Source organism: Gemmatimonadota bacterium (assembly GCA_009838845.1).
Classification (GTDB): domain Bacteria; phylum Latescibacterota; class UBA2968; order UBA2968; family UBA2968; genus VXRD01.
Genome location: VXRD01000041.1, coordinates 13,143 through 38,044, shown reverse-complemented (window position 1 = coordinate 38,044; position 24,902 = coordinate 13,143). Strand labels below are relative to the sequence as shown.

General features: G+C 51.1%; 18 protein-coding genes. 4 read left to right on the top strand and 14 right to left on the bottom strand.

The window, feature by feature from the left end; all coding sequences use genetic code 11:
- Positions 1-7: 7 nt before the first annotated feature.
- From F4Y39_05925 to F4Y39_05875, 11 genes are all read right to left on the bottom strand, one after another.
- The gene (locus F4Y39_05925) at positions 8-1,492 is read right to left on the bottom strand and encodes a phosphodiesterase (GenBank protein MYC13247.1); all 1,485 of its coding nucleotides are present in this window, start codon (positions 1,490-1,492) and stop codon (positions 8-10) included.
- Positions 1,493-1,505: 13 nt separating this feature from the next.
- The gene (locus F4Y39_05920) at positions 1,506-7,190 is read right to left on the bottom strand and encodes a hypothetical protein (protein MYC13246.1); all 5,685 of its coding nucleotides are present in this window, start codon (positions 7,188-7,190) and stop codon (positions 1,506-1,508) included.
- A gap of 12 nt (positions 7,191-7,202) precedes the next feature.
- Positions 7,203-8,849 carry a hypothetical protein gene (locus tag F4Y39_05915; GenBank protein ID MYC13245.1) on the bottom strand — a complete coding sequence of 549 codons (1,647 nt, stop codon included), beginning with the start codon at positions 8,847-8,849 and terminating at the stop codon, positions 7,203-7,205.
- The gene (locus tag F4Y39_05910; GenBank protein ID MYC13244.1) at positions 8,783-9,538 is read right to left on the bottom strand and encodes a methyltransferase domain-containing protein; all 756 of its coding nucleotides are present in this window, start codon (positions 9,536-9,538) and stop codon (positions 8,783-8,785) included. The genes F4Y39_05915 and F4Y39_05910 overlap by 67 nt, the downstream gene beginning before the upstream one ends.
- Complete coding sequence (locus F4Y39_05905) at positions 9,475-10,623, bottom strand: glycosyltransferase family 4 protein (GenBank protein ID MYC13243.1); 1,149 nt, start codon at positions 10,621-10,623, stop codon at positions 9,475-9,477. Before F4Y39_05905 ends, F4Y39_05910 begins: the two co-directional genes overlap by 64 nt.
- Positions 10,624-10,694: 71 nt before the next feature.
- A complete protein-coding gene (locus F4Y39_05900) occupies positions 10,695-11,669 on the bottom strand; it encodes an NAD-dependent epimerase/dehydratase family protein (protein ID MYC13242.1) in 975 nt (324 codons plus the stop codon).
- Between the two features lie 181 nt (positions 11,670-11,850).
- Positions 11,851-12,678: a DUF3473 domain-containing protein gene (locus tag F4Y39_05895; protein MYC13241.1), complete on the bottom strand. Its 828-nt coding sequence runs from the start codon at positions 12,676-12,678 to the stop codon at positions 11,851-11,853.
- A complete protein-coding gene (locus F4Y39_05890) occupies positions 12,657-13,889 on the bottom strand; it encodes a glycosyltransferase family 4 protein (GenBank protein MYC13240.1) in 1,233 nt (410 codons plus the stop codon). The genes F4Y39_05895 and F4Y39_05890 overlap by 22 nt, the downstream gene beginning before the upstream one ends.
- Positions 13,748-15,091: a Gfo/Idh/MocA family oxidoreductase gene (locus F4Y39_05885; protein MYC13239.1), complete on the bottom strand. Its 1,344-nt coding sequence runs from the start codon at positions 15,089-15,091 to the stop codon at positions 13,748-13,750. The genes F4Y39_05890 and F4Y39_05885 overlap by 142 nt, the downstream gene beginning before the upstream one ends.
- Positions 14,817-15,812 carry a zinc-binding alcohol dehydrogenase gene (locus tag F4Y39_05880; protein MYC13238.1) on the bottom strand — a complete coding sequence of 332 codons (996 nt, stop codon included), beginning with the start codon at positions 15,810-15,812 and terminating at the stop codon, positions 14,817-14,819. Before F4Y39_05880 ends, F4Y39_05885 begins: the two co-directional genes overlap by 275 nt.
- A 16-nt stretch (positions 15,813-15,828) precedes the next feature.
- Positions 15,829-16,620 (bottom strand): phytanoyl-CoA dioxygenase family protein, encoded by a 792-nt coding sequence (locus tag F4Y39_05875; protein ID MYC13237.1) that lies wholly within the window; start codon positions 16,618-16,620, stop codon positions 15,829-15,831.
- A gap of 162 nt (positions 16,621-16,782) precedes the next feature.
- Here F4Y39_05875 and F4Y39_05870 point away from each other — a divergent pair, with 162 nt between their 5' ends.
- Together F4Y39_05870 and F4Y39_05865 are read left to right on the top strand one after the other, a co-directional pair.
- Positions 16,783-17,367 carry a hypothetical protein gene (locus F4Y39_05870; protein ID MYC13236.1) on the top strand — a complete coding sequence of 195 codons (585 nt, stop codon included), beginning with the start codon at positions 16,783-16,785 and terminating at the stop codon, positions 17,365-17,367.
- Positions 17,368-17,379: 12 nt separating this feature from the next.
- Positions 17,380-18,585, top strand: coding sequence for a mandelate racemase/muconate lactonizing enzyme family protein (locus F4Y39_05865; protein ID MYC13235.1), 1,206 nt, complete (start codon positions 17,380-17,382; stop codon positions 18,583-18,585).
- A gap of 59 nt (positions 18,586-18,644) precedes the next feature.
- On the opposite strand, the gene F4Y39_05860 is transcribed toward F4Y39_05865, so the two are convergent.
- The 3 genes from F4Y39_05860 to F4Y39_05850 form a co-directional block, all read right to left on the bottom strand.
- On the bottom strand, positions 18,645-19,538 hold the full coding sequence (locus F4Y39_05860; GenBank protein ID MYC13234.1) for a hypothetical protein: 894 nt from the start codon (positions 19,536-19,538) through the stop codon (positions 18,645-18,647).
- Between the two features lie 168 nt (positions 19,539-19,706).
- Positions 19,707-20,666 carry a transporter gene (locus F4Y39_05855; protein ID MYC13233.1) on the bottom strand — a complete coding sequence of 320 codons (960 nt, stop codon included), beginning with the start codon at positions 20,664-20,666 and terminating at the stop codon, positions 19,707-19,709.
- Positions 20,614-21,801: a DUF3179 domain-containing protein gene (locus tag F4Y39_05850; GenBank protein ID MYC13232.1), complete on the bottom strand. Its 1,188-nt coding sequence runs from the start codon at positions 21,799-21,801 to the stop codon at positions 20,614-20,616. Before F4Y39_05850 ends, F4Y39_05855 begins: the two co-directional genes overlap by 53 nt.
- A 139-nt stretch (positions 21,802-21,940) precedes the next feature.
- On the opposite strand from F4Y39_05850, the gene uvrB reads away from it, so the two are divergent.
- Both uvrB and nadC read left to right on the top strand, forming a co-directional pair.
- Positions 21,941-23,929 (top strand): excinuclease ABC subunit UvrB, encoded by a 1,989-nt coding sequence (gene uvrB / locus F4Y39_05845; protein ID MYC13231.1) that lies wholly within the window; start codon positions 21,941-21,943, stop codon positions 23,927-23,929.
- A 32-nt stretch (positions 23,930-23,961) separates the two neighbouring features.
- A complete protein-coding gene (nadC, locus tag F4Y39_05840) occupies positions 23,962-24,795 on the top strand; it encodes a carboxylating nicotinate-nucleotide diphosphorylase (GenBank protein MYC13230.1) in 834 nt (277 codons plus the stop codon).
- Positions 24,796-24,902: the final 107 nt, after the last annotated feature.

Sequence of the window (24,902 nt, the reverse complement as noted above, 5' to 3'; positions counted from 1 at the left end):
CGGTCAATCACAAATATCCCAGCGCTCTGAGTCGATCTTCGAGTGCTTTTTTTTCGTCTTCTGTATAGACTTCGTCGTCTGTGTGTGAAGGTTGTGCATCTGGTGATGCAGGCGTTGAGGGCGTGTTGACTATTGTCTGGCCTTGCATGTCGGTGGGAGCGGGGATATCCATGAGGCCCAGGATAGTTGGTGCGATGTCGCGTATTTCCAGATTGTATCTCTCGCCTGTGTGCGTGCCGTCTTTGAGAATAAAGATACCGTGTTGGGCGTGGTTGGCATCGTCTGGTCCGGTGTCGTTTTCAAGGGTGTGGATGGCGCGATGGCCTATTGTGCCGACAGAACGCCAGTGCAGGTCTCCGAAATAGGCGATCAGATCGGGTGGGATATTGTTAATGGTGCTGTAAATATCTTCTGGTTTGAAGACCCTCGTCGGCAGGGGATTGCCCTTGTCGTCGGGGATGTTCACGATTTTTTTTGAAAGTTCGTCGCGTAAGACATTGTATTGTTCGGGGGGCACAATGCCTTTTGGTTCGCGTCCAGCAATGTTGAGAAAGATGCGCGCGTAATAGCCACCCTCACCCCAGGCTGTGGTTTTTGCCCAGTCGATTTCGAGATCCTCATAAGCCATAGGCTCCTGGGGATATTTTTTTAGTGTCAAATACCCTTCGCGGATCAACCATTCGTTGATGCAGATACCGCCATCTATGCGCTTGGCGCCGTGGTCTGAGACGAGGAGAATGGCAGTGTCTTTACCCGCCAAATCAATCAGGGATGCGATTTCACCATCGAGATACCGGTAATAGTCGCGGATGGCGTTCACATATTCAGAATTGGGATCGTGTTTTCGGTGGGTTTGATCGAGAAAGCGCCAGAATCCGTGGTGGATGCGATCTGTGCCCATTTCCACATGCATGCAAAAATCCCATTCGCGGGTTTGCAGGAGATGCCGCGTCACGCGAAATCGCTTTTCGGTCATGGTGTAGATTTCGCGGAGCAAGCGCGCTTTGTCATCTGTGCGAAAATCGCGCACATCGATGATATAGCCATCGGATACGCGCTCGATTTCGGCTTTCAGACTGTCGGGATAGGTATAGGAACTGTCGTTGCTCGGCGTGAGAAAAGAGGCGATCAGACAGCCGTTGACTGGCTGGGGGGGATAGGTTTGGGGCACGCCTACGAGAATTACTTTTTTGCCCACAGCAGAAATGATGTCCCAAACCGTATCGTCGTGCACGAGCGTTGAGTTGGCGATAGATAGACGGTTGTAGGAGTAATCGGCGCGGTTGCGCAGTCCGTAAAATCCCAGCGTGCCGGGGTCTTTGCCCGTTACCATGCTCATCCAGGCGGGAATGGTTATGGGCGGGATGGTGCTTTTGAGGTTGCCGTAAATTCCGGTCTGGATCAGGTTGTTGATGGTGGACAGGTCATCTCGAAATCGCTGAAAGATCAGTTCGGGCGACGCGCAATCCAGACCTATGACGAGTACTTTCATGATTCTTTTCACTTTATCGATATACAATCAATTTGTCTTTAACCCGCGCCTGCGATTCGCCATTGTCTGCGGTCAAAATATATAAGTACGTATTGTTGCTCAGCACATGGCCGTCGGCGTCTCGCCCATCCCAAAAAATCTGGTTGTATCCCGCGCGTGCAAATGGCTCTTCAATTCTCTGAACGAGCCGTCCGGCAAGGGTGTAAATTTGCACGGTGATTTCTGAAGGACGCGATAAGATGAATGTAAAATGTCCCGTATCAGATACGGGATTGGGCGCGACCAGTGCGTTCTCTATCGCCAATATTGAAGAGACCTGGAACGATATTGCAATTTTTGCAGGACCATTTCCCAGCCTGTCAGAGGCTTCGACATTGAGTGTATAACGCCCATCGACAAGCGCGTTTGGGGTATAGACAAATGACAGTGTCATGGGGGTAACTGCGCGGTCTTTTATTTTTCCCGACTCATAATCGCTCTCTTGTGCCTCGTCTGTTCCCAAAAGCGATAGGCGAATGCTGGACAAATCAATACCCGCTGTATCGCGCATGGAAATTCGAAATGTCGGTTGGGAGGGCAGATAATCTTCTGGTCGAACTTCTCCAAGAGCATCCAGCGCCGCGATTTCAATTGTTGGCACGTCGCGGTCAGAACTCGGGGCAATATGCACTGGCTCAGTAAGTACTACCTCGCGGCCGGGAAAAATCGACTGTCCTTGAAGATTTTCCAAACGAGCCGTTACCATGTGTTGTCCGGCCCATTGCGCGGTTTGCCACGCCAGACGCAGGGGAACGATTTGTCCGAGCGGACTATTTTCGGGCACAGCCATGCGCCCTATCAGACGCCCCAGCGCGGGAGAGCCGCTATAAAAGGCAACAGATGCGCCCAGAGCAAGGTCTAATGGACCCCAATTTTGTACGTCGAGATGGAGATAAACGGGTTGCAATTCCGTTACTTCAAAGGGTTCTGCCCGCAAGTTGCTCAGACCAATATCTGAAAGTGGCTGATATGTCGTGGTCCAGGTTTGCAGACCGGGGGATGGATTTAATCCCTCTCCGTACAATTTGATCTGAATTTTGAGTCGCGGAACGGCTATGCCGCGCAAATCAATCGCTCCGGGTGATAAATTTTGCCATTGTGCCAATGGTGCAAACGTATTGTTATCGATCTCGCCGAGTAAATTCACTTCGGCTTTGCCCGTGCCCGATAAAGCTGTTGTTACTGTATGCCACGCACCTGCTGGTCCAATCGGTTCAGATGTTAAGGTGCCAAATTCGGGCAAACGCTGACCCAGGTATCGATATACCATGCCTCCCTCCAATTGTCCCAACCACACCGCATTGTTCACCCAATCAAATTGCCCGCCCAGAATATCTGTCTGCGCCTGATCGCTTTCAAATTCTTCGACGAATGCCCCGGTATGTGCATCTACCACGCGCACGCGGTGCGTCAATCCCGTACTATATTCGATTAAGTAGATAAACTGTCCATCGGAAATCGCGCTATTTGTGTGCCGATAGCCAAATCCCGTATCGGTTGGCGGTACGGCAAATTGTCGCACGATGCGCCAGGCATTGGCCGGGTCAAATATCCGCACGCTCCATCCGCTGCGCCGCACACCATTGACGCCTGCAGATACGTTATAAATAAACTCGCCGTCAGAGGTAATCAATGCATGGGCATCAAAGGGCAATCCGCGGTACAAATCCAGCAAGCGGCCGGGTACTTCAACGGTATCGATTTGTCCAGTGACGGGAGAAATACGCAGCACAGAGCGCGCTGTTTGGTGTTCGGCATAGATAAACCCATCACTGTGAAATGTCGCAGAAATGCCCTGGATAGGTGTTTCGGTCACGACTCCGTAATTCTGACCTGCTATTGTGCCATTGAATCCCGTGCCAATACGCGCGAATAGATCGCTGCCGGGATACTGTTTCTGGCCTTGCGGTGTATAGAATCGCTTTACATACAGATATGTTCCATCTGTACACAAAACGGCTGTGCCCGCCACACCTTCGCTCAAAAAAGAAGCTTCGGCAGCATTGAATCGGATTGGAGGTGGAGACATGGTGCGTCCCACGGTACCGTCATCAGATAGCACGACATCTTCGCCTGTGCCGCGCGATAGTGCAATAGCACCGTCTTGCTGCCATACTACCTGTCGTTCAGGTACAGAGGATGTCACCACAAAATGTCGCACATCGGACCAGGGTCCCGTTGTCTGTCCATCGGATAATCGGGCGCGCCAAAAATAAGCCCCCGCGCGCAAACCCGTTGGACGCCATAAAATGATGCCCTCGGCGGCGGCTACGCTGCCCGAGCGCATTGTCGCGGTATCTTGAAAATCGCCAGATGCATTCAGCTCAAATTCGCCTGTTAGATGGAACTGGTTTTCCCCAGACCGCACACCCAATACTGTCTGGGCATTTGCTACAGTCTGACTGGGCAATGGCAAGAGCTGTATAGTCGATAATGCGCCTAAGACATCAATTTCTACTGCTGTCCGATTATTTGTTTCATCGCCTTCTACAATTGCATTGTCGGGGTCGGCTATCGCTTCTAAGACATGGCGTCCGGCACGATTTTTGAGACGCCAGAACACCGTCACACTATCGCGTATTCCAAAAGGCGATAAAGCCGCCCTGAATAGGGTATCGACCACGGCGGAATCCAGGTTGCGATCAATCAGGACGATATCCACGCTGCGTTTGGGCAGAATACCCCAATTATCTACGCGGAGTGTCACCCGAACCGAGTCCGCCGTAGTCAGTTCGCCTTGCTGGTCTAACTGCAACGCAGCATCGCCAAGTACAAAATCCGGGCTTTGTGGTACTGCGATTTGTTGTGCGGGATCGCCGATCAGGTTCATCCCCACCAATCCCAGTTCACTCGAAGGGAGAGCGGCGAGTTCGGTCATTTTGCCCAGAGCGAGACTGTGCCCGAAAGCCCGTACGCCATTTTCAAATATATGTCGGAATAGCGCGGTGTTGAGCTGGTTGTTAATGCGAATAAAAGAGAGGGAAGACGCGGAGATATACGCTATTGCGCCGCCATTGGGTTTGTTGGTCATTTCTTCGGCTAAACTTATGATGCGCGGGTCCCAGTACAAACCATTTAGACACGACATTCCGATAAATAGGGGTAGGCGTTCGCGGTTTCGTATCTGGCTCATGTAATCGAACGCCCCTCGCTGAAATGTTCCGGCAATAAATTTGGACATCGATGAGGCACTGCCATGTCCCATAAAATTTACAATCAGACGCCCCTCATTGATCTGCCGAATAACTTCGCGGGATGAGGCATTGGGTTCGGGCGGTGTATCTGCGTCGTGATATACCTTGAAATTCTCCAGCCCGATAGCGTGCGTAATTGTTGCCAGCGTATCACTCGGCGCAATAAATTTGTACGTCCCTCCCTGTGGATCCCAATTTGCCATTAGCAAAATGCGATTGCGCCATTGCGCCGACGGTGTTTCGTCATAAGCGATTACTTTTTGCACAACTGTATTGGCCTGCGATGCGCGTCGCACGGAAAACCGCCCCACAAATACATCCATAAATAAACCATCATCCACCCGCCCAAAAAATTCATCGGTAAATGCCAGACCTCGGTTGGGAGATTGAAAGGGCATACCTGGTACGAGATTGTGACGCGCAATCCGGGTTTGCCCAAATAAATTGCGATAATCAAAGCTGAATTCCCCGAATAACAATACATACACGGGGCGTTGTGCCCAGGTGTGAAATCCGTATTGTACAAAACGGCGAATGGCCTCGGCATCGACTTGTCCAAAGGAAAACTCGTCATATACATCGGCTACATTGACCACCAGCGTGGATAACCCCTGCCCTTGCCGATGTGCGGCCAAACGCTCGGCTGCATCCATAAAATCCGCACCTGCGATAATCACATAATCCGCGCCGGAGAAGCCGCGCAAATCATGAGGTGTATCGCGTTCTGCAAGTTCGGGTGTTTTTATCGCTGTTTCATCCGCCGCGACAAAATTGCCGCCTTCAGCAATCTCAAACCGAATTCCCTCGCCATCTCGCACCGTGCTAATGATCTTGTTCTTGTCCAAATTCAAGACTCTAACCCGTTCGTGTTCAAGATTGGGAATTGAGACCGCGCGCGGCGAAAGCACAATACCCGGATTAAAATGCAGCATACCATCTATGGCCTCAAAGTGCCGCGGATAGGTGATCTCTACCCAGTTGAAATACACGTGATCGACATAGGGAATCGGCTCGATTGGAAACGAGGGATCGCCGGGTGTTCGCAATACCACGTACGTCGTATCCGACAATGCCGATACAGGTACTATGCCCGTCGCTATATGAGCATCCTGTCCATCCCAGCGCGCTTCTGCGATGAGCGGACCATCCTGAATTTGTACGACAGCGTAGTGATCGGGGTTTATATTCTGGTTCAAGGTCAAGGAATGCATGCCCAGGCGAATTTGCGCGTTGCTACCTGCTTCGCGCGCCAGCCCCGGCAAAGGTACGGGCATTACGACGTCTGTGGGCATATCGCCTGGGCGCGACGGAGATGCAGTGCGCCGCCAGAACCAGTGATCGCGGTCGGCATTTCGGGCATGTCCCATCGCTTCATAAGTAGAATCGATTTCAACGTGTTTGCGCGACAAAAAATGCGTGGAGACTGCGTCGGCGGCAGACGCGTCTTCTGCTGGTTTATATCGCAGGCCAGATTCTCGACCAATACGCAGGAAATAGACGCGCTCTGCGCCGTATTCATTTTCGAAGTCTCGGTCTGGCGCGCGTCGATATGCGCCCCAAAACAGCACCCCATCGCCCGTATCTAATACGCCGTCTCCGCCATCGTCAATGAGTAGCGGGATTTCTTTTCCGTCTAAAAATACCTGCAACCGATCCAAATCTCCCGGTGCCAACACAATGCCGGATTCGGAAAACCAGTTCGCATCCAATCGGTAGAGACCATCTTCAAAAATTCTGATTTTGTAATACGTGGCCAGGGGGTCGTACCAATCCTGTATGCGCTTTGTCGCGCGAATGCGTCGCCCACGCCAAAAGCGCGCCTGTTCGGGGTTGAGCAATCCCTTTTGATAGATGGGCTCAAAACCGTCTGTAGCTCTCAAAATCCGAATAGGGGGCCGCGTTTCATCCGCGATAAATAATATGCGCACCCGCAATTGTCGCGCAATCCGAAGTCTGCGCTGAACGGGGTCGTACTGCACGGGACGCAATGACAGAATCGCGACTTGTTGATCGCGCAAGACGCCCGTGTGTGCCACAACGGCTTCTGCACCAGGATAAAACCCCGGCGTGTCGTAAATTGTCTCGTCTTTCAGGTAAATTGATCTCGAAAACGGATGTTGTTCAGATCCCAACAACTGCGTTTGGGGCACTGGCATTAGATTCAGTCCGTCGATTTCCTCATAGTTTGCATTGAGCACTTGAACGACCGCACGAGAGCCATAAGGCATGCCCAGTGTTGCACCGCGCACAGGTACAGCAGGTGCTCCCGGCTGGTGTAACCACATCCATCCCGGCACGTCTATGCGATCATAAGATGATTCTGAGGTGATGACTAAATCGGACGCATCCACCACAACTTCTACCCAGTTTTCACCCGTTGCCACCACGCGCACGTTTCCCGCGTGTGCGATGCTCGTCGCGATTAGTAAAGTGATTGCGGGAATCAAATGCGAGAAAGTTTTCATGATCGTATCTTTTTATGGCCACAATTTCTCAAATTCACCTTTGTTGTAGATTATCACGCGATCCTCAGGTTGCATATTCAGCGCGATTGAGAGAGAATCGGTTGCGTGTACCGCCACACGCCCCCACATTTGGACAATTTCAAATGGCGGTGTTTGTCCCTGTCCCTTGCTGTGAAACGAAAAGAAGCCGCCTTTTGCAATCGCCAGATCAAAACCCGTATTTGTTCTGTGAATGCGATACGCAAAATCATCAGTCAACCAGACGTGGTTCACCATTGCAATTTTAGCTTGTAACGGTTGAGACGACCGCATGGCAAGTGCATTTTTGAGTGCATAAGCAAATAGCGGTTTGCCACTGAATGCACCGGAAGGTGTCCAGGCCGAGGGCACGTTGCAGACGAATAACGTGCCGGTGGTTGCCTGCGCATGGGGCATCAAATTGGCAATCGCATTTTCGCTCATTTGCGAAGCTTCGCGCCAGAGAAAGCCCTCGCGTCCGATCACCACTCCGTAGTAAAGGATTAGAACGGCAAAGAGAGAGCAGAGAATTGGCTGCTTTTTATTTAGCCAAATCATAGAGATACCCAGACAAAAGAAGGCGGAGGGCAAATACAAATACCAGTTGTGTAAATGCCCCAATGCCGGGGCGAGGCTCGCGCCGAGGAGGAAGATCAAGAGCAGGGCAAATGGGCGACAGAACCCCGCGTTTTTGTTCAAGATGTTGCGACCGTGTTGATAAATAAAAATTCCAGCACTTCCGATCACCAATGCAATGCCCAGCCACCAGATGTCACTCATCCCAAATTTTGCCACTGCTTTCACGCTGTCGCGCGCCCAATCTATAATTGATACGCGGGGTGTCCCTCCCAATACGCTGCCCAGTACGAGCCACCGAACGCCAAAATACGCGAGTAATACGATACAGACAACAGCCAATCCGCACCGCGCTGGTGCTGTGTTCCACGCTTTGCGATACGCGACCAGTGCCGCGAGTGCGATGGGTAGGGACACTGCCATTTCTTTGGACAAAAAAGCGAGCGCACTACAAACGGCAAGTCCCAATAACGCGCCGTTAGAACCGCGCTGCATGTATTTAAAAAATAAAATCAGCGCGCTTAGATAGAACAGAGTACACAAAAGATCTGTGCGTCCAACAATCCAGAAGATAGAATCGGTGTGAATGGGGAGTAGAAAAAACAAAAGCGCGGCGCCCCAGGCTACCGCGCGGTCTGTGGAGAGGCATCGCGCAAATAAAAAAACGAGATACGCGCATCCCGCGTGAATCAAAATATTGTGGATGTGATAAATAGCGGGCGCGTACCCACCGATTAAATAGTCGAGATAAAACGATGAAACAACTACCGGACGATAATATCCCCCTTGACCAATCAGGCCCTCCCATCCGGTTGTCAAAGCGAAGGCAAAGCCTTTGGATGCCAATTTGAGATGGCCCCAATCATCGTCTAATAATGATATGCCCGAAGCGATCCACGCCAGTATTGCAAAGGCCGCGGCGGTGCATAATTTTAAAAATGTGAGACCTTTTGACATAGGTGCTAAAAAAATAGCTCTGGTTTTTCGGAGATGGTGGTTCACCTTGTGTCCTGCATTTGGACGACCACATACCAATCGCGTCCAAAATCTCGAATTTCGTAGCATCCGACAAAGCCGCTTGCAATCAGTGCGTCTTCAACATCTCGTTTGCTGTATAACCACAGCGGACACCTTCGCAGGCGGTATCGGATGTGGCGCTGCCACGCCAAAAAACCGCCCGATTTTGGAAAGCTCGCATAAAATTCGCCCATTACTTCTATTGCTAATTTTTTTAAAATCGGTACGGGATCTTCAATATAATCAAAAAATCCCATCAAACACGCCGCGTCAAATATCCGGTCAAAATGAACAGACAGATAATCGTCCAGAACGAGGTCTGCACTTACATTGAGCGCGTCGATATTGTCCTGTGCAATTTTTAGCATTTCTTCGGCAATATCTACTCCCACGACTTCTTTTCCCTGAAGTGCAAACGCAGCTGTGTATCGCCCCGGGCCACACCCGATGTCTAAGACAGAATGAATCTCTTGTTTTTTTGTTTGCCGAAGCGTTTCCTCAAAACGCCGCATCATCACCTGCCGAAATGTGCGATCTACCCATCTGCCGAGCGCGCTTCGACGTCCTGTATGTCCGTAGATCGCATCAAAATTTTTGGCATAAATATCAAAAAACTGCCCGACAGCCCGCGTTGATGTACTGCTGGTACAGCCGTATCCCATTTTGCGCGGTTTCATATTTTGAGCCTTTGTCGATAAATCGTATCCAATTTTTGCACCATAACGCGGTGATCCCATCGCGCAATCGCGTGCTGGGATGCGCGTTCTCCAAATGTGTGACACATTTGAGAATCTCCGATCAGTTTTTCCAAATATCTCACCATCGCCTCGATATCGCCTTGTGGCACGACAAAGCCTGAGTGTCCATGTGTTACAATCTCTCGTATGCCTTCGACTTCGAACGATACTGTGGGCACCCGCGCGAGGGATGCTTCTACAGCAACGCCGGACAAGCCCTCGCGTAAAGAGGATAGGACATGCACAGAGGCAATCGCATACGCAGGTGTAATATCCTGGAGAAATCCCGCGAAAATAACCCGATCCACGATGCCTAACTCGGCGCAAAGCCGCTCGCAAGCTACGCGCTCGGGGCCTTCCCCTACCAATAATAATCTGGCTCCGGGACATTGCAATCTGGCAAATGCCTCAATGGTATAATGTTGTGCTTTGGCGGATGAAAAACGGCCGATATTGACCAGGACGGGCGCGTCGTCAGGTATGCCTGTGTCGCACCGAAATGCGTCTTTTTTTACGTTGTTCAGACGCCGTTCAAATTCTGTAACATCGATGCCGCTATAAACGACCTGATGGGGAATGCTGCGGCCTATATTCTCTCGATGATAGTGCCGAATTGTGTCCCGACCAACAGCTATGATCAAATCGCAAGCCCATATCGTCATTTTTTCGAGCGCGATGTAGAATTGTCGTTTGATGCGGTTGACAGGATCGTTAAAAACAACACCGTGAAGTCCGTAGATGATATGCTTGCAGCCGACCAATCGCGCTGCGAGGCGCCCGAGCAAACTCGCTTTGCTTTCATGGGTGTGAACCAGATCAAATCGCTCTCGGCGAATCAATCGCATGAACCACAGCAGCGCGCGAAAATCGCGCCAGGGTCTGATTTTCCGGTCTAAATATGGGCATATATGTGCGGCAACCCCGTGTAATTTTAACAAATCGTCCCGCTCTATTTGCCGTCCAACGGCGAGGTGTATCTCGTAATCCTTTCGCATGTCCTTCATCGAAAGATACACATTTCGGTCTGCACCACCACCGGGCGCAAGCCAGGTCATGGTATGGAGTATTTTGGGACGTCGATGCATAACAAAAATTGGCGTTTACACTTCCCAATGGGCAATGCAAACGCCGTTTGTAAAAAAGAGTAAAGCGGGCATCACGATTCGTAGTATTCAATAATGCGCCGCAATGTGGTATCCAAACTGATTTTGGGATTATAACCCGTTAATTTTTTGATCTTGGTCAAATCGGGAACGCGATAATTGAGGTCTTCGTAAGAACCCTTTGCAAATGCCTTATCATAAGGCACAAATTCAATGGGTGAGTCGCTTTCAGTCAGCACTTTGATTTTTTCAGCGAGGCCCTTGATACAAATCTCATTGGTCTCGTGATTGCCTCCCAAATTGAAAATTTCGCCCGGCGTTTGGTCGTGTTCCATCAGTGCTGTCAATCCATCTAAGGCATCTTCTATATCGGTAAAACACCGCCTTTGTTCGCCGTCGTTATATACCGTAATGGGATGTCCCAACAATGCCTGCTTGATGAATCGGGGCACCACCATGCCGTATTCTGGACTTTGCCGGGGACCAATTACATTGAAGAAGCGCACCATGATCACGGGCAATTTTTTTTCTCTCCAATAAGCCAAGCCCAGCATTTCACCAACGGCTTTAGAAGTTGAATAATTCCATCGCGCAACAGTTGTTGGTCCCAACAGGCGATCATCGTCTTCACTAAATGTCGCTTTGCCGTTTTTCTTTCCCGCAACCTCTGAGGTCGAAGCCAAAAGTACTCGTTTCTTCGTTTTGTTCGCCAATTCCAACAGGAGTTCAGTGCCCCGGATATTCGTGGTCAAAGACTGCAATGGGTGGTTGATGACATAATTAACACCCACAGCTGCCGCGAGATGATAAATGACATCACTCCACTCGACTAAGGGTCTGAGTGTCTCTGGATCGAGCACTGTGCCCACTTTCATTTGAAACCGCGGATTCCCTTCGAGGTGCCGCACATTGTCCAGATCTCCAGTTGAAAGATCGTCTAAAACAAAAACTTCGTGGTCTTGTTTCAAAAGCCGTTCGGCCAGATGTGAGCCAATAAAACCCGCACCGCCCGTAACCAAAAACCTCATGTATTTATTCCTTTCCCATTGCCGAGCAGGACATATCTTCCGACAAATACAATCCCCGCTCTTTATACATCCCAGGACACAGTATCCCACCCAAAAACATCTAAATATAAGGTCTCGAATGATTAAAGGCAATTAGAAACCTTAGGTGAAACGCATCTTCCACAGATGGGTTCTGATGACCTCATTTATCTTTTCTTATTTGCATTGCTATTTCGCGTAGCGGACAAAAAGAGAAGTCGGTCAATAATCGTCTCAATCGAGGCTCTGTTGCTTTCAAATTGGCGTAGTGCGTCAGACGCGCCTTCCAGTAAAATGCGACCCGTGGATGATCGGGGTCGAGTTCCCAAGGGTGCAGATAAAAGACCACAGCCCGCTGTTGTTTGCTCACGGCCCGCATATTTGCGCGGCTCACAAAATAGGGATATAGCCTGAAATAGGCGCCTCCGGTTACGGGCAATCGCATTTTTCCCACTTCGCGAACAGATATTGGAATTTCGCAAATTGGCCCAGAAGCAGTTTTTACAATACGCGATGACAACTCAAAATCGGGAATCCCATATCGCCAGTTATGCACTGGAAAAATACTCGAATCGCACTGAAAACCGAGTTCTGCCAAAATATCCAGGGCCCACAATGATCGCGCTGTAATGGAGAAGTAAGCTGCGCGATAGGCGGTTACGGGTTGCGCGGTTACATCGGATATTGCAGCAGATGCCCGTTGCGTTTCTTCTCGAAATCGCTTGGGGGGCATTTCATAGACCAGATCGTGAGACCATCCATGGCATCCCAGTTCGTGACCTTCGCGGGCTATGCGGCGTATTAAGTCGGGATAGTGCTGTGCTACTGGTCCCAGGATAAAGAATGTGCCGAGAACATTGTATTCTGCCATTATATCGAGTAAGTGATGGCAACTTCTCTCAAGGCGTGGCTCGCTTTGCGCGGACATCTGATTGGTGATCGGTATGCCCTGGTACCAATCTTCGACATCTACTGTGAAAGCGTGTCGCATTGGTGTGTGCTCCGCTGCAGAAGAGCCAGCAATTGTTCGCTACTTTTTTCGAGTGCATAATGCGCGATCACACGGGCGCGACCGGCAATCCCCAGGCGATTGCGCAGGGTTTTATTTTCGATTAATGTACCCAAAAATTCGATCCACTCGATGTCTGTCTCAGCCCAAAATCCGGTTTTTCCATGGGTGACGATTTCGCGGTTGATTTCGACTGGACTCGCCACCACGGGCAATCCGCAGGCCATGTATTGCAGTAGTTTGTATCCCCCTTTGCCCCGCGTAAAAGGATCGTCGGGTAGCGGCATCAAGCCAATGTCAAATGTCTGTAAATGATCAACTTCGGTTTCTAACGCCCAGTCCATGTGCACAATTTGCAAATCGGGAACGTCAAACTCATCTGCGCCAATCAAACGCAATTCCAAATTGGGATATCGCCGCGAGAGAACGGCCAGTGGGTCTCGAATCATGTCCAGATACCGCGTTGTCCACTGGCTTCCAATCCATCCCAATACGATCTTTTCGCCCGTTATTTTTTTTGAGGGGACATAACGCGCGGTATCAATGGGTCCCGTGATTTGTGAAATATAAGGGCAATAACGGGCTGCAAATTCAGCGGTGTAGGCATTTTCGACAATCGCGCAGTGTGCTGTTTGCAGCATTGCGGGTACGCCCATTGCGCGCCGTCGGGTTCGCAACCGATTGATCCATCCCGCGTTGGGGTTTTCGAGTGTGAAGATAGCATCGTCAAAATCGAAAAATATTTTGTGTCTGTATCGGCGCAACAGATGTGGTATGGGAAAAGAAAACAGCGTTTTTTGAATCAGTATAGCGTCGTATTGTGAGGCTATAAAAACACAAGTCCATCCTGTCCACCAGGCGCGAAAATAGGATAGAACATAGTACAGGAGACGCGAAAAAATCCCTCTGGTATTGCGTTTGATCAGGTCATCGGGGGTTACGACTTTGACATCACAGGTGATGCCCGCTCTACGCAACAGGGGCAGATAATCGAAAACCCGCGTGCGACTGCTGGCTGCTAAGGGGCCATACTGCGCGACAAATAAAATTTTCATATCCAGCCGTGTTGCGTTGTCACAGGCGAGCCAGAGCGCTGGTTGAACCAGCCCGGTCCGCTTTCCAATGCGACTTCTCGACCGGTGATGGCAGATTGTTCGGCGGCGAATAAAATTTCCATAATGTGACGCGCCCATTCCCCGTGGGTGGGAGGTTCAATGTCCAGGGCGATGGCTTCGGCAAAGGCTTTCCACTCGTTGTGCATGGTCGAGGGCGGCTCATCGAAGGGGACGTTTTCCCACTGATCGTTTTTGCCGACTTTGACATATTTTCCACCGTGTTCGGAAAAGCGCAGTGTGCCATTTGCACAGATGACCTGACATTCGTGGTCGGGCGCACCATCTGCAAATCCAACGGCTACGGCAATGCCTGCCAGGCCGTTTTTATAGCGGACGAAGGCCGTGGCAGAGTCATCTGCGGCCTGGTAGTGGGCGCGGGTTCCAATGGCGGCGGAGACGGATACGGCCTGTGAGCCGATCATCCAGGTGAGCCGATCTACTACGTGTACGCCATTGGTCAACCACATGCCCCCGCCGTGGTAGCGGCTGCGGTACTGCGGGCGGCGACCGGCGTAGCTCCAGTTTTTGGACATGTAACACACGGCGGTGATGATGGGTCCCAGTGCGCCAGAGTCCAGTATTTCTTTTGCTTTGATGCTGGTGCCGTAGTAGTGTTGCGTCAAGCCGACCATTAGTTTGACTCCATTATCGGCTGCGGCTGTGACCATGTTGTCGCATTGTTCCAGGCTGATGGCCATGGGTTTTTCTACCAGAACGTGTTTGCCTGCATTGCAGGCGTCAACGGTGAGGCGCTGGTGGAGTTGGTGGCCCAGGGTGATGGCGACAGCGTCGATTTCGGGGTCTTTCAAGAGGTCGGTGTGGGAGGGATAGCTTTTGGGAATATCGTATTTGCCCATGTATTCGCGGCGCTTTTCCTCAATGAGGTCGGCAACGGCGACTATTTCGACGTTGTTCAGGGTTTCAATGGCATCGCAGTGAGATCGGGCAATGCCGCCCAGGCCGATAATTCCGACTTTTAAGTTGTCCATTGTGATTGCTCCTTTTTTAGAACCACCGAATAACAGCACCGATAATGTTTTTGTCTTCGCCGTTGAGGATATCGCGATAAAGTCCCGGCGCGTCTGAAGATGCGACTTCATGGGTGATGGTATGATGCCAGGGGAGAACGCCAGTGCCCATGTTTTTGATGACGGCGCGGCGACAGGGGGCTTCGCCATCGTTGCAGGGATAGTACATGGTGAGGCGTTTTCCGTGGGGCGGTAAAAAGTTGTAAGAGATGGGGTGGCGGCCGTAGTTGCCCTGAAGAATGAAGGTTCCATGGGTGCGGCAAAGGGCGATGGCCGGGTCAATGCAGGCGGGTATGCCCGTGCATTCGAAGACGACGTCGGCACCGTCGGGGGCGATGTCGCGGATAGCTTCAGCGTCCTGGATGAGGTGATCGGCACCGAGTTTTTGCGCGATGTCGAGGCGGTTAGCCTCCAGGTCTATGGCAATGACTTCACAGCCCCGGTGGCTGCATGCAGCGACGACGCCCAGTCCGACGAGGCCACAGCCGTACACGACAACGCGGTCGCCCATTCGGGGGTTGGCCATATCCACGCCGTTGAGGCCTACGGCGGGCATGACAAATAAGCTGGCGGCGGCTTCATCAACGTCAGCGGGCAAGTGGGCGACAAAGGCTCGCGGTCCCTGCGTGTCCAGGACTGCGGCAGAGGTATGCGCGCCCTGGCTGGCAGAGACTTTCTGACCTGATGTAGCGAGGGAGAAGACGCGGTTCCAGCGGTAATAGACGCGGTCGCCAACAGCGAAACTGGTTGCGTCTTTGCCGACGTGTTCGACGGTGCCGACGGCCTGATACCCCGTACACAGGGGATAGGGACCGTAGTCGAGCTTGCGGGTGATGGCGGCAAATTCAGTGCCGATACTGACGCCGGAATACCGGGTTTGTACTGCGATTTGATCGGGGCGTGGATCGGGAAGGACGATGTTTTCGCAGGCAAAGGTGGGCCCCTCATGGGTGATGAGTGCTGTGGCTTGCATGTTTTAGCCTTTTCTTTTACGGTTTGAGGTATTTGCCGGGGAGGCGAGATCCCTCGTACTTTTGATCGGGGTCGCGGTTGGCTATGACTTCGGGGATATCCCCTTCCCAGTAGTCTGGTACGTCAATCGTGGGGCGTCTGTGCCAGGCGAGAATCAGGGTTCTGCGCTCATCTGTGTAATTTCTTCCGGCAGAGTGCAGGATGCGGGCATCGCCCAGAACCAGCGAGCGTGCAGAGACGGGTACGTTGACCTCATCCGGGTGGTCGCTGAACATGATGGGATGGGTTTCTTCTATAAATCGGGCGCCCTGTTCGTGCGCTGGCACCAGTTGGTCGTGGAGTGGTATGCGCTTGAGATGGGTGCCGGGGATGACTTTCAAACAGCCGTTTTCTACTGCGGTATCGGTTAGATAGTAGTTCAGAAATATGATCTGCGGCCAGGGTGAGCAACTGATGGGATCGTTCCATTGCATCCAGTCCTGGTGCCAGTAGAGCGGTGGACCTTTGGGCTCTTTGGTGAGGATGATGATGCCGCCACCGGTTTGGAAATCTCCGAAGCCCAGTTGTTCGAGTGCCCGCCGCGATGGTTCCCATTCCAGCAGTTTTTGGATGATCGGATTGTCTTCACCACGCACATTCACGTGTTGACCCTGATATCTAAATTCCTCATGCTCAATGTGATTGGCAATTAACCGCTCGGATTCTTCGCGCAGTTCTTCGAGGAACTCGTCGGTCAAAATATCGTCTATGACGCAGTACCCATCGCTGAGCATGTTTTCCCGCGTTTTCAGGGCTGTTTCAGGTATCATGTTATGCTCCTCTTTTCTAACCCTTTGCCAAATCAGTGGATAATGTCAGCAAAATAGTTTAATGCAAAGGTGTTGTCAAGGTATCGTATCCGAGAGCAAAAACTTGAGTTTTGATTTTCTGGACGGGGTTCGTTATTTTGTCTGAAAATGATGGGAAGACTCATGATTGATAAAGAGAAATTTGCCATGTGCGTTTCTCGGGTTTTAAATCCCGTGTTTGTGCTGGGGGTTGTGATTGTGCTGGTGTCCCTTGAGGCGTCTGGTTCGGGTACCTGGATTGTTTTGTGTGTTTTGGTCGCGCTGTTTTTTAGTGTTTTCGCGCCCTGGGGTGTGGTATTGTACATGCGTCGTCGAGGTGAGATTAGCGAGTTGTTTATTCCAGAACGCCGCGACCGACTGCGACCGCTTTTATTTTATTGCGCGAGTTCCTGGGTGGGTGTTGGTATTCTTTATCTCATACACTCGCCGCCTGTGATATATGCGCTGATGGTCTGTGTCGCTGTTCTGGGCACTGTCGCGTTTTTGATAACGGTGCAGTGGAAAATTAGCTTACACGCCATGGGACTTTGGGCTGCCTGTGGTGTGGTAGTCGCGCTCTATGGTAGCTGGTGGGCTGTTGTTCCCGCAGGACTGGTTTCGTGGGCACGGTTCGTATTACAGGCTCATTCTGTATCTCAGGTTTTGGTGGGTAGTGTTGTGGGGGCCGGGGTTGCGTTTCTCATTTTTGGCTATATGCTCAATACATGAATTGGAGGAATTATGAAGATCAAGTCCATTGAAGCTGTGAATGTTTCCATTCCACAACAGAAACCGATAACGCCCGCCCGCCGTTCGAGTTGGCGGCATTCGTCACCGATTGGCCTGCCGATGAATAAATATCCGGAGTTTCCGCCAGATGTGCCGAGCAAGTCGCCGGGTATTGGCGGGCGGGGCGTATGGGTTAAAATAACTGCTGAGGATGGCACATGGGGCCTGGGCAGAACGGGATTTGGCGAACCGGTTGCCGCATTGATCGATGCTTTTTACGCGCCACTATTGGAGGGACGAGATTGTTTTGCGACAGAGCATCTCAACGATATGATGTGGCGGGCTTCCAAGAGGCATGGGTCGCTGGGGTTGTCTGCGTGTGCGCAGAGTGCGATTGATCTGGCTCTGTGGGATTTGAAGGGGAAGTTGCTCGATCAGCCTGTTTACAGATTGCTTGGGGGACCATCCCGCGAGAAAATTCGGTGTTATTGTACAGGCGATGATCTCGATTGGTCGATTGAGCTTGGGTTTGAGGCGTTTAAAATTACGAATCCCGTGCATTACGAGCAGGGTATCACGGGTATAAATATTATGGAGGAAAAGGTCGCTCTGGCGCGAGAAACTGTGGGCGTAAATGCCGAGTTGATGATCAATCCCGTGATGGCTTACGATGTGGAATTTGCGATTCGTCTTGGGGAAAGGCTCAGACCCTACGAATTGAAGTGGATGGAAGAGCCGCTGTTTCCAGAAGACCTCGAAGGGCATATTCAATTGAAAAAAGCCATGACCTGGATTCCCATTGCAACGGGTGAGGATCACCACACGCGGATTCCGTTTCGCCAGCTCGTGGAAAATCGCTGTGTGGATGTCGTGCAACCCGATTTGCACTGGTGCGGAGGGATGACCGAAGCCGTGAAGATTCATCACATTGCCGAAGCCGCCGGTATTAAGAGCAGTCCGCACGGGGGGTGTAATTCGGCTTATGGACAGCATTTTTGCTATGCGATGCCCGAGTGTACTCTGTGTGAGTTTCATTTGAGTACACCCGTGGGTGTGCCTCTGGAAGAGGTCGCGCGGATGCCGGGCGTGCCCGTACCAAAAGATGGCTATCTGGTGCCTTCGGATGCGCCGGGATTTGGAATGGATATTGCCGAAGATTGGATTACGCCCTGGGATCACGGGCGTTTGAGTACGGGCGGCGAGCATGTAATTTTATAAACAAAGAAGAGCGGACGAAATATCCGTCCGCTCAAATTTACTCGCTGTGCATTTACAGATTACTTTTCAAAATAAAGCCCTATGCCCCACAAGCGGCCACCGAAGAAATTGCGTCCGGCAACAGGGATGCGCACCGAGGCTTCAATACTCAGATTTTGATGCACATTAATGAACACTGTGGGGGCAAGATACGTGATGCCTATATCGTCATTCCCCCTGCTACCTTCTGCGCCAGCGATGCCTTCTAATTTGAGCGCGAGGAGGAGTATGTCGGTGGGATTGACACCGACTTCGGCATTGTAAATTATCTCTTCACCAGGGTTAAATCCGCTGGTACTGTTTTCCATGCGGAAACGATATCCCAGATCGAGATTGGCGTAAACGGGAGCGGGATAGAAAGACCGGCCCAATTGCAGAATCAAGTCAATATCTGATTGGCCCGATCCCACGGACATGCCCTCATTTTTATACGCGCCTGCGGGGTCTTGCCCATCGTCATAAGCGCCTGTTGGGGCTTTGAAGCCCAATTTGAGGGTTGCCACAACATCTTGTTGCACGAGGTTGATTTTGGCAAATCCGCGAACGTCTCCAATACCCGATGCGTCCAGAGCAATAAAACCTGGAAAATTAAAATTGTCGTGATCATATTTATTGCTGATAAAGGGGATTTGTAAGCCGATGTCAACGCGGTCGTTTATGCCGTAAAAAAAGTCGAGATATACTGACCGTGAATTATATACAGCTGCTGCAGCGGCTGGTCCAAATCCACCTGTATTTCCTGCCGCGTCATATCTTTCTGAGGTCGATGTAATTAAGGTTGTAATTTTGCCCCAAAAATGGCCCTTTTGCAGTGTCCAGGCACCTGCATAAGCAGTATGCGGTAAAAGGACACAGAGGGCGATGGCGAGAAGGAACTTTATATACGAGGTAGAATGTGGCGTGAAAGAGGTCATGTTGCTCCTTTCTAATGAAGTGTTTTACCATAAGTAGCCCAGCGGTAGTCCGCTGTTCAAACTACTCAGGTGCGAAAATAAATAAAAGATGGCTATTTTGCAAATGTTTGGAGTTGAAGTAAACGAGAACATTGTGGATAGATGCATAAATCCGAGCGCGGGGTAGCGTCACATTTTGCCCATGAGACCTGAGTATGAAATCCCCGCGGTCCATATATGACCGGCGGGGAAATTGCGTCCACCAGCGGTTATGCGCACCGAGGTTTCGAAGCTCAGGTTTTGAAAGGGGCCTATGAGGAGCGTGGGCGCGAAATAGGTAATGCGTCTTACATCGCTGGATAGTTTGAGGCCCAATACGCGAGATGGCCTGCCTTTGATGCCCTCTAATTTGAGGATGAGGAGGAGTTTTTTAATGGGAGTATAACCTATTTCTGAGTTCAAAAACCACTCGTCGCCAGGGTCGTAATTGGTGGTATTGTTTTGCAGGCGGACGCGATACCCCATATCGATGTTGGAGTACATTGGAAAGGGCCAAAAAGATCGGCCAATTTGTGCAATGAATTCAAAATCCCACTGGCCTTCACCTGCGGAAATAATTCCATCCTGGTTTTGAAACTTGCCTGTGGGGGCTTTGGTTCCCAATTTTATTGTGCCCACAACAGGATTTTGTGCAATGTTGATTTTGGCAATCCCTCGCATGTCGCCAAAACCCGATGCGATGTTCGCTGGCCGGAAGCCGACGTTTTCAAATTCCCGACGATAGTAGGGGATTTGTATGCCGAAGTCGATGCGATCGCTCAAGCTGTAAAACAGGTCGATAAAGAGTGCCTGTGAATTGTAGTGCCCATTTTCGCGATAGTGCGCGCGGTCTCCGGGTTCATAGAGGCGGTTGAGGTCGGGTTCGCGACCTGCGCCCCCAACGGCCACGTATTCTTCATTTGTCGATTGCGCCATACCTGTGATTTTGCCCCAGAGATGGCCTTTTGCGAGTGTCCAGGCACCTGCATAAGCGGTATGGGGTAAAAAAATAAAAAGGGCGAGCCAATAAAAGCAGTGCATAGAAGGACATGTCCGTCTAATAAATTCCAGTATTCTGCCAGAAGGTTGCCCATGCAAACCAGAAGGCATTGTGAGAAGGTAGTTGTTCTAAGGTCTTATTTTGGAGTGGCCCGGCAATGGCTTCGCCTTTGAGGTTCCAGGTGCTGCCCGTTTCTTGGTCGCGCAGGAGAAAGGGATAGACAGTATCGCGGGGAAGTGCTTTCTCAAATGTGAGGGTCTGTCCATCGACCACCCGATTAAAGGGTATTGCGTATTGTTCCTGGTGGTAATAGACGACGAGAATGGCATTATCCGCGACTATGTCGTTGATGACGGCTTCTGTCCCCATGGTGGGAAAGGGATAGGCTTTGGCTGTTTCTCCAAAACGGATACCCAGTGTGAGGGTTTTGGGCGGGAATAGCTTTGCGGTCGGATTGTCTTCCAAACTGGGGAAGGAGGGGAAAAGCGGCGCGGTATTCGGATCCCGATAGTCGCCATAGGGATAGCTCTGATATCTGCTGGGCGAGTAAATACCTGTATTGGCACTGATGACTTTGGAATCGGGATAGAGTTGTTTCCAGTAGCGCCAGGTGGTTTCGATTACGGGCAGGAGTTGCAATTCGTCGGTTCCACCTTCAACCGGGATGTGGATCATCTGGGGATACAGGATTCCCTGTTGACGACGGTCGTACATAATCAGGTTGTTGTTGAATAGCAAACCGGAGACCCCACAATGGATGCGCGATTGGTCATTGCTCTGTCCGCTAAATATGAGTCCCGTTCCCGTCAGTGGGCAAAAGCTCACGACAATGGGGTGTTCTCCAACCACGTCGTTGATGATTTCGTGCCACCATCCCATGTTGTGGGGATAGGCTTTGGCTTCGCCATTGAGGACCACGCCGAGTACGAGATCTTCATCGCTGAGATAAGCGGCTTCGCTGGATGTGAGTTCGACAAATTGGGGGTCGGTGAGTGCTGGAATGCCGTCGGGAGGTACGCCGCCCGATAGAATTCTGTCTTTGGGGAAGTCGCTTAGAAAATTGCCGCCTGCTTGCGGTTCGCGATTGATCGAACCAGAGGTTTGCGTATTGCCGGATGTCGTGTCGCCAGAGGCAGCAGGAGGATTGCCCGAGTCCCCTGGTCCCAGTGTATCATTGCTCTTTCCTCCACAGGTCATCAGGCAAAAAAGCGCGAATAGAATTGTGCTTTTGAGAAAAATTTTCACGGGTAGCTCCTGTGTGTTCTCTCGCAGGTAAACAGAGGGGTTGACCTTGCGTTTCAGTAGTTCTCTGTCTAAATTAAAGTAGTTATGAGGTGTGAGTCAAGGCGCGAACCGACAACTGATTTTTTTAGGGGAAATCGTTATGCCGCGATTTGAAGTGATATCGCCTTTTGAGCCTGCGGGCGATCAGCCTCAGGCGATTGAAGAACTCGCCCAGGGGATTCGAGATGGCGAGTCATACCAGACTTTGATGGGGGCAACGGGTACGGGTAAGACGTTTTCAATGTCCAAGGTGATTGAATCTGTTCAAAAGCCCACGCTCGTAATTTCCCACAACAAAACTCTGGCGGCACAACTCTACGGCGAGTTTCGGAGTTTTTTCCCGAATAATGCCGTGGAGTATTTTATTTCCTATTACGATTATTACCAGCCCGAAGCCTATAAGCCAGTGACGGATACGTTTATTGAAAAAGAAGCGGATATTAACGATGAGATCAATCGCTTGCGCCTGCGCGCGACAAGTGCTTTGATGGAGCGGCGAGATGTGATCATTGTGGCGAGTGTGTCGTGTATTTACGGTATTGGCAATCCGGATGAATACGAAGATCATCTGGTGATTCTGGATCGCGGTGCAGAGATGGATCGCGATGCTATGTTGCGCAAGCTGGTGGATATCCATTTTACGCGCAATGATGTGGCTTTTGAGCCTGCCGCGTTTCGGGTGCGCGGCGATGTGGTCGAAATTTATCCGCCCGAGCGCGAGCATCCGGTGCGCGTGGAGTTTTTTGGCGATGAGATCGACGCGTTGAGTGAGGTGCATCCCGTGACGGGCGAGGTGCTTGCGGAACGCGACCGCATTGTTATTTATCCGGCCAAACACTTTGTGACCAGTGGCAACCGCATTGAGAAAGCCATTGTCCAGATTGAGGTGGATCTCGCCAAACAACTGGAGGCGTTTAATGATCAGGGCAAGTTGTTAGAGGCACAGCGATTGGAGATGCGCACGCGCTACGATATCGAGATGATGCGCGAGATTGGTTTTTGTCAGGGTATTGAAAATTATTCGCGGTATATCGATGGGCGAAAACCCGGGGAAGCACCTTATGTGTTGCTGGATTATTTTTCGGATGATTTTCTGATTGTGCTGGATGAATCCCATGTGACGATTCCGCAGTTGCGCGGGATGTGGAATGGGGACCGGTCTCGCAAAGAGGTGTTGATAGAGCACGGGTTCAGGTTGCCCGCGGCATTGGATAATCGCCCGTTGTATTTTGAGGAGTTTGAACAGAAGGCAACGCAGGTTGTTTTTATGTCGGCCACGCCTGCGGATTACGAGTTGGAACAGTGTCAGGGCGTGGTGGTGGAGCAGGTGATTCGTCCGACGGGATTGCTCGATCCCGAGATGGTGGTGAGACCTGTGCGCGGACAGGTTGATGATCTTATTGAAGAATCGCGGGTGCGGGTAGAACGCGGCGATCGCGTGCTGGTGACGACGCTGACCAAGCGCATGGCAGAGGATTTGTCGGAGTATATGCGCGAGTTGGGTATCAAGGCACGCTATATGCACTCAGATGTCGATTCGCTCGAGCGCGTGGCAATTATCAGGGATTTGCGTTTGGGTGAGTTCGATGTGCTCGTGGGGGTGAATTTGTTGCGCGAGGGGCTGGATCTGCCAGAGGTGTCGCTGGTCGCTATTCTGGATGCGGATAAGGAAGGATTTTTGCGGTCGGAGCGGTCGTTGATTCAGACGGCTGGACGAGCCGCGCGGAATGCCAGAGGTACGGTTATTATGTATGCGGATAAGGTGACGGATTCGATGCAGCGCGCCATCGATGAGACGAATCGCCGCCGGGCATTGCAGGAGGAGTATAATCTTATACACGGCATTACGCCTGAGACGCTTTACAAGACCAGAGAAGAGATTCTCCAGACGACGGCTGTGGCAGATGAGAAGGCAGATGAGTTGCCATTGGTTGCCGAAGAATCGCCAGAGTATATGGACGGAGCCAATCGGCTGGATATAATTGAAGAATTGACGCGCAAGATGGGCGAAGCGGCTGAGAATTTGGAGTTTGAGAAGGCAGCACAATATCGCGATGAGATTGCAAGGTTAAAGGCAGAGGTGGCGTAGGGGATCTTGACATGTTAAAGCGCGAAGATATTATGCCAGTGATCGAGCGGGCACTGATAGAAGATGTGGGGGATGGGGATATTACGACAAAATGGACCGTGCCATTGACAAAGCAGGCGAAGGCGAAAATTATTGCGAGGGCAGATGGCGTGATTGCGGGATTGGATGTGGCGCGATGGGTATTTGAAGCCGTAGAAGAAGCGATTGTATTTGAGGCATATGTCGAAGATGGCGAGCGCGTTGCGGATGGCGATATTTTGGCTGAGGTTTCTGGTCCTGCGCGTGGGCTGTTGACAGGCGAGCGCGTCGCGTTGAATTTTTTGCAGCGCATGTCGGGGATTGCTACCATGACGGCACAATTTGTAGATGCCATAAAAGGGACACAGACGCGGATTCTGGATACGCGCAAGACCGCGCCGGGATTGCGATTATTAGACAAATATGCTGTCTCTACAGGCGGTGGTGTGAATCATCGGGTGGGGTTGTTCGATATGGTGCTGATGAAGGAGAATCACATTGAGGCGGCGGATGGCATTGGACCGGCACTGCTTTCGGTGTGGAAGGGGATGGATTTTGAAGGCCGAGAAGTGCCCGTGGAGGTGGAGGTGGAAACGCTTTCGGAACTCGATGAGGTTCTCGTTTTAGGGGCAGATCGCGTGATGTTAGACAATATGAGCCTGGATGAAATGTGTGAATCTGTGGAAAAGGTGCGAAAATTAAAAGGCAAAAGACCTGAGTTGGAAGCCTCGGGCAATGTGTCCTTAGATAGCGTGCGGGCAATTGCAGAAACAGGCGTGGATCTTATTTCAGTGGGTGCGCTTACACATTCGGTTAAGGCACTGGATATCAGTATGTTGTTCCGATAGGAAACGGGATGCTGTGTTCGTTAAAAAATAACAAAACTCGATCGGGATTTTTGAATCGGGCCTTTGTTTATTGCGACGCAATAAAAATGCCGAAGGGATCGGATGTG

Bases quoted from the DNA above. Each gene is read 5' to 3' on its own strand.
- uvrB (MYC13231.1), top strand. From the start codon at position 21,941: ATGCCGCGATTTGAAGTGATATCGCCTTTTGAGCCTGCGGGCGATCAG.
- F4Y39_05860 (MYC13234.1), bottom strand. From the start codon at position 19,538: ATGACCTCTTTCACGCCACATTCTACCTCGTATATAAAGTTCCTTCTC.
- F4Y39_05925 (MYC13247.1), bottom strand. From the start codon at position 1,492: ATGAAAGTACTCGTCATAGGTCTGGATTGCGCGTCGCCCGAACTGATC.
- F4Y39_05870 (MYC13236.1), top strand. From the start codon at position 16,783: ATGATTGATAAAGAGAAATTTGCCATGTGCGTTTCTCGGGTTTTAAAT.
- F4Y39_05920 (MYC13246.1), bottom strand. From the start codon at position 7,190: ATGAAAACTTTCTCGCATTTGATTCCCGCAATCACTTTACTAATCGCG.
- F4Y39_05910 (MYC13244.1), bottom strand. From the start codon at position 9,538: ATGGGATCACCGCGTTATGGTGCAAAAATTGGATACGATTTATCGACA.
- nadC (MYC13230.1), top strand. From the start codon at position 23,962: ATGCCAGTGATCGAGCGGGCACTGATAGAAGATGTGGGGGATGGGGAT.
- F4Y39_05865 (MYC13235.1), top strand. From the start codon at position 17,380: ATGAAGATCAAGTCCATTGAAGCTGTGAATGTTTCCATTCCACAACAG.
- F4Y39_05915 (MYC13245.1), bottom strand. From the start codon at position 8,849: ATGCTACGAAATTCGAGATTTTGGACGCGATTGGTATGTGGTCGTCCA.
- F4Y39_05900 (MYC13242.1), bottom strand. From the start codon at position 11,669: ATGAGGTTTTTGGTTACGGGCGGTGCGGGTTTTATTGGCTCACATCTG.
- F4Y39_05885 (MYC13239.1), bottom strand. From the start codon at position 15,091: ATGGAACCTTCATTCTTCAGGGCAACTACGGCCGCCACCCCATCTCTT.
- F4Y39_05875 (MYC13237.1), bottom strand. From the start codon at position 16,620: ATGATACCTGAAACAGCCCTGAAAACGCGGGAAAACATGCTCAGCGAT.
- F4Y39_05890 (MYC13240.1), bottom strand. From the start codon at position 13,889: ATGGGCGCGTCACATTATGGAAATTTTATTCGCCGCCGAACAATCTGC.
- F4Y39_05855 (MYC13233.1), bottom strand. From the start codon at position 20,666: ATGCCTTCTGGTTTGCATGGGCAACCTTCTGGCAGAATACTGGAATTT.
- F4Y39_05905 (MYC13243.1), bottom strand. From the start codon at position 10,623: ATGCATCGACGTCCCAAAATACTCCATACCATGACCTGGCTTGCGCCC.
- F4Y39_05895 (MYC13241.1), bottom strand. From the start codon at position 12,678: ATGCGACACGCTTTCACAGTAGATGTCGAAGATTGGTACCAGGGCATA.
- F4Y39_05880 (MYC13238.1), bottom strand. From the start codon at position 15,812: ATGCAAGCCACAGCACTCATCACCCATGAGGGGCCCACCTTTGCCTGC.